The sequence below is a fragment of the Micrococcus sp. HSID17227 genome (assembly GCF_003989405.1).
Lineage (GTDB): Bacteria > Actinomycetota > Actinomycetes > Actinomycetales > Micrococcaceae > Micrococcus > Micrococcus luteus.
Genome location: NZ_RBLN01000177.1, coordinates 1 through 4,812, shown reverse-complemented (window position 1 = coordinate 4,812; position 4,812 = coordinate 1). Strand labels below are relative to the sequence as shown.

The 4,812-nt window shown below is 73.7% G+C and carries 5 protein-coding genes and 1 pseudogene; all 6 read right to left on the bottom strand.

Features of this window, described 5'->3' with window-relative positions; all coding sequences use genetic code 11:
• Positions 1-336: 336 nt before the first annotated feature.
• A pseudogene (locus tag D8M29_RS08825) lies at positions 337-1,233 on the bottom strand (aspartate carbamoyltransferase catalytic subunit); the annotation flags it as partial.
• A gap of 3 nt (positions 1,234-1,236) precedes the next feature.
• On the bottom strand, positions 1,237-1,845 hold the full coding sequence (pyrR, locus tag D8M29_RS08820; protein WP_036313707.1) for a bifunctional pyr operon transcriptional regulator/uracil phosphoribosyltransferase PyrR: 609 nt from the start codon (positions 1,843-1,845) through the stop codon (positions 1,237-1,239).
• Positions 1,846-2,014: 169 nt separating this feature from the next.
• On the bottom strand, positions 2,015-2,467 hold the full coding sequence (nusB, locus tag D8M29_RS08815) for a transcription antitermination factor NusB (protein ID WP_049145306.1): 453 nt from the start codon (positions 2,465-2,467) through the stop codon (positions 2,015-2,017).
• Entirely contained in the window at positions 2,460-3,023 is a 564-nt protein-coding gene (efp, locus tag D8M29_RS08810; RefSeq protein ID WP_002857030.1) for an elongation factor P, read from the bottom strand. Before efp ends, nusB begins: the two co-directional genes overlap by 8 nt.
• 118 nt (positions 3,024-3,141) lie before the next feature.
• A complete protein-coding gene (gene aroB / locus D8M29_RS08805) occupies positions 3,142-4,311 on the bottom strand; it encodes a 3-dehydroquinate synthase (protein ID WP_041103694.1) in 1,170 nt (389 codons plus the stop codon).
• The coding region (locus D8M29_RS08800) for a shikimate kinase (protein ID WP_148111562.1) at positions 4,308-4,812 on the bottom strand (505 nt) is incomplete at its 5' end. The genes D8M29_RS08800 and aroB, both read right to left, overlap by 4 nt.

Genomic DNA, 4,812 nt, shown 5'->3' with positions numbered 1-4,812 from the left:
GGGGTGCATGACCACGGGCTCGTCGAGCAGGGCGCCGCGGCCGGCGGTGAGGCGGGCGAAGCGGTCGTCGGTCAGCCCCCAGGTCCGGGTGTACTCCCCCGCGGACGGGAAGAAGGCGCCGCCCATCGGGCCGGGGTGCATGACCACGGGCTCGTCGAGCAGGGCGCCGCGGCCGGCGGTGAGGCGGGCGAAGCGGTCGTCGGTCAGCCCCCAGGTCCGGGTGTACTCCCCCGCGGACGGGAAGAAGGCGCCGCCCATCGGGCCGGGGTGCATGACCACGGGCTCGTCGAGCAGGGCGCCGCGGCCGGCGGTGAGGCGGGCGAAGCGGTCGTCGGTCAGCCCCCAGGTCCGGGTGTACTCCCCCGCGGACGGGAAGAAGGCGCCGCCCATCGGGCCGGGGTGCATGACCACGGGCTCGTCGAGCAGGGCGCCGCGGCCGGCGGTGAGGCGGGCGAAGCGGTCGTCGGTCAGCCCCCAGGTCCGGGTGTACTCCCCCGCGGACGGGAAGAAGGCGCCGCCCATCCGCTCGGCCTGGACGCGGAGCATCATGACGGCGTCGGGGCCGGCGTCGAGGGCCTCGTCCAGCGAGTAGGTGACCTGGCACGGCCACGCGGCCACGCCCACGGGCAGCAGGGTGGGCGGGGCGGCCAGGGTGACCTGGGCGCCCAGCGTGCTGAGCAGCCACACGTTGGACCGGGCCACGCGCGAGTGCAGGATGTCCCCCACGATCACCACGCGCATGCCGGTCAGGTCCTGGCCGACCAGGTCCTCTCCCGTCGCCGCGGCGAGGCGCCGGCGCAGGGTGAAGGCGTCCAGGAGGGCCTGGGTGGGGTGCTCGTGGGTGCCGTCGCCGGCGTTCACGACGGCGGAGCGCACCCAGCCGGAGTCGGCCAGCTGGCGGGCCGCGCCCGAGGACCAGTGGCGCATCACGATGGCGTCCGCGCCGATGGCCTCGAGCGTCTGGACGGTGTCCTTGAGCGACTCCCCCTTGGAGACGGACGACCCCTTCGCGGAGAAGTTGATCACGTCCGCGGAGAGCCGCTTGGCGGCGGCCTCGAAGGAGATGCGGGTGCGGGTGGAGTCCTCGAGGAAGAGGTTCACCACGGTGCGGCCGCGCAGGGCGGGCAGCTTCTTGACCTCGCGCTGGTTGACGGCGGCCATCTCCTCGGCGGTGTCGAGGACGGCGAGGGCGTCGGCGCGGGAGAGGTCGGCGGTGGACAGCAGGTGGCGCACGGCTCAACCCTCCCGGGTCGCGACACGGTCGACGATGCTCACGGCGTCCTCAGTGACCTCGCCGGTGCCCTCGGGGCCGTCGACCTCCATGAGCCGGACCTGGACGCGCTCGGCGGTGGAGGTCGGCAGGTTCTTGCCCACGAAGTCGGCCCGGACGGGCAGCTCGCGGTGCCCGCGGTCCACGAGGACGGCCAGGCGCACGGCGGCGGGGCGGCCCAGGTCGGCGATCGCGTCGAGGGCGGCCCGGACGGTGCGGCCGGAGAAGAGGACGTCGTCCACGAGCACGACGACGGCGCCGTCGAGGGGGACCTCGGGCAGGCGGGTGGGCATCGGGGTGCGGGCCGTGCCGCGGCGGAGGTCGTCCCGGTAGAGCGTCACGTCCACCTCACCGACGGCGGCGGTGGGGTCGAAGGCCGGCTCGATGCGGGCCAGCAGGGCGCCGAGCCGCCGGGCCAGGGGGGCCCCGCGGCGCGGGATCCCCATCAGGACGAGACCCTCGGCGCCCTTGTTGGACTCGAGGATCTCGTGGGCGATCCGGGTCAGCGCCCGGTCGATCTCGGACGTGGACAGCACGGTCCGGGCAGCACGAGGTGCGGCGGGGTCAGTTCCCATGCCGGCGCCTCCTTCCCCGCCTCACAGGACGGCTCTTAAAGGATGCGTGGTTCGTCCCGGGGCGCCGGTGGGCCCCCGCGCGGGACGTCGCCGACTCTACCAGCGAGGCCCGCCCCACGGCGCGGATGACGCGGTGCGGGACGGGCCTCGTGACGGAGCTCTCGGCGGCTCAGGCGAGCAGCGTCGGCTTGACCTGCTGCAGGCGGCCGAGCAGACCGTTGACGAACTCGGGCGAGTCGTCCGTGGACAGCTGGGCGGCCAGGGCGACGGCCTCCGAGATGGCGACGGCGTCCGGCACGTCGTCCTGGAACAGCAGCTCCCAGGCCCCCACGCGCAGGATCGCCCGGTCGACGGCGGGCATGCGGTCCAGGGACCAGCCGCGGGAGTAGGAGCTCAGGGCCTCGTCGAGCCGCTCCTGGTCCGCGATGACGCCTTCCACGAGCCGCTGGGTGTAGGCGTTCACCTGCAGGTCGGTGCTCTCGCGGCGGGTGCGGATGCCCTCCAGCACGGTGGATCCGCGCTGCTCGGCCTCGAACAGGATCTCCACCGCACGCTGCCGGGAGCGGCTGCGCGCCGTGGTCCCCCGCTTGGCAGCGGAGCCGGCGGAGGCCCGCTCAGTCATTGACGCGGCCGAGGTAGTCGCCGGTGCGGGTGTCGACCTTGACGCGGGTGCCCTGCTCGACGAAGAGCGGCACCTGGATCTCGGCGCCGGTCTCCACGGTGGCGGGCTTGGTGCCGGCGGACGAGCGGTCCCCCTGCAGGCCCGGCTCGGTGTAGGTGATCTCCAGGACCACGGACGCCGGCATCTCGAGGTACAGCGGCGTGCCCTCGTGCAGGGCGATGACCACCTGGGTGTTCTCGAGCATGTACTTCGCGGCGTCGCCGACCACGGCCCCGGGCACGGTGATCTGGTCGTAGTCCTTGACGTCCATGAACACGTAGTCCGCGCCGTCCTGGTAGAGGTACTGGTAGTCGGAGCGGTCGACGGTGGCGAACTCGACCTTGGCGCCGGCGTTGAAGGTCTTGTCCACGACCTTGCCCGTGGTGATGTTCTTCATCTTGGTGCGGACGAACGCGCCGCCCTTGCCCGGCTTGACGTGCTGGAACTCGGTGACGTTCCAGAGCTGGCCCTCCAGCTTCAGGACGGCGCCGTTCTTGATGTCGTTGCTCGTTGCCACGTGTGTGCTCCCGATCGGTCTCGCGGACCGTCACGGGTCCGCCTGCAGTGGGTGGGGTCTTGGATGTGCGCGGGCCAGTCTACGGGAGGCCCCGCGCGGGGCCGGGGTCAGCGGCGGCTCACTCCGCGATCTCCTGGTACGCCGCGAAGAGCAGGGACGCGTCCGGGATGTCCACGGTGGTGGGCTGCGCGAGCCCGTCCAGCAGGACGAAGCGCAGCTGGTCGCCGCGGTTCTTCTTGTCCCGGCGGATGCCCTCGAGCAGGGTCTGCCACCGGTCCCCGCGGTAGGAGACGGGCAGGCCCAGGGCCGTCAGCACCGACCAGTGCCGGTCCGCGGTGGCGTCGTCGAGCCGGCCGAGGGAGCGGGCCAGCTCGGCCGCGAAGACCAGGCCCACGGACACCGCGGCGCCGTGGCGCCACTGGTAGCGCTCGGCGAGCTCGATCGCGTGCCCCATCGTGTGGCCGTAGTTCAGTGCCTCGCGGGCGCCCGACTCGCGGGGGTCGCGGGAGACGACGTCCGCCTTGACCCGGATCGAGCGCTCGATCAGCTCGCGCAGCCGCGGGGAGTGCGGGTTCTGGGCCTGGGCCGGGTCCTCCTCGATGAGGTCGAGGATCGCGGGGTCGGCGATGAAGCCGCACTTCACGACCTCGGCCAGGCCGGAGATCAGCTCGTTGGCCGGCAGGGTGAGCAGCGTGTCCAGGTCGGCCAGCACGCCGGCCGGATTGTGGAACGCCCCCACCAGGTTCTTGCCCTCGGCGGTGTTGATGCCGGTCTTGCCGCCCACCGCCGCGTCCACCATGCCCAGCAGGGTGGTGGGCATGTGCACGACGCGGATGCCGCGCAGCCACGTGGCCGCCACGAAGCCGGCCAGGTCGGACACGGCGCCGCCGCCCACGGAGACGATCGCGTCCGACCGGGTGAAGTCGTTCTGGCCGAGCACCTGCCAGCAGAACCCGGCCACCTGCAGGTGCTTGCCCTCCTCGGCGTCCGGGATCTCGGCGGTCAGTGCGGTCAGGCCCACGGCCTCGAGGTCGTTCTTGACGACGTCGCCGGTGGCCCGGAGGGCGCGCGGATGGATGACCAGCACGCGTCGGACGGTCGGGCCGAGCAGGTCCGGCAGGCGCGCGAGCAGGCCCCGGCCCACCACCACGTCGTAGCCGCCGTGCACGGCCGCCTCGTGGCCGCCGGCCACGGGGATGACCGTCACGTCCTCGGGTGCGGCCGGAGCGGCCGCGGGCGCCGCCCCCGGTGTCTCCTGCTCGGTGATGTCCGGCTCACGGTCGGTCATGGGTGTGACTCACTCCTTCGGGGGCGGTGGGCGTCCCCCACGATACGCCAGGCCGCTTCGGCGGCCGTCAGGCCTGTGGTGTCGAGCACGAGGTCGGCGACCTCGCGGTACAGCCCCTCGCGTTCGGCGAGGATGCGCCGCCAGGTCCCGGCGGGGTCGCCGGCCAGGACGGGGCGGCCCGCGCCGCCGCCCACGCGGCGCAGCGCCTCCTCCTCTCCGACCGCGAGGTAGACGACGTCGGAGTCCGGCCCGGCCAGCGCGCGGCGGGTGCCCGGATGCAGGACGGCGCCGCCGCCGCACGAGAGGACGCACGGGGTGGGTCGGCCGAGCACATGGCCGATGACGCGCGCCTCCTCCGCCCGGAACGCGGCCTCGCCGTGCTCGGCGAAGAACTCCGGGATCGGGCCGTGGACCTGGGTGAACAGCTCGTCGGAGTCCACGAAGGGCAGCCCGGTCACGGCGGCCAGGGCCCGGCCGACCGTCGTCTTCCCGGCCCCCATC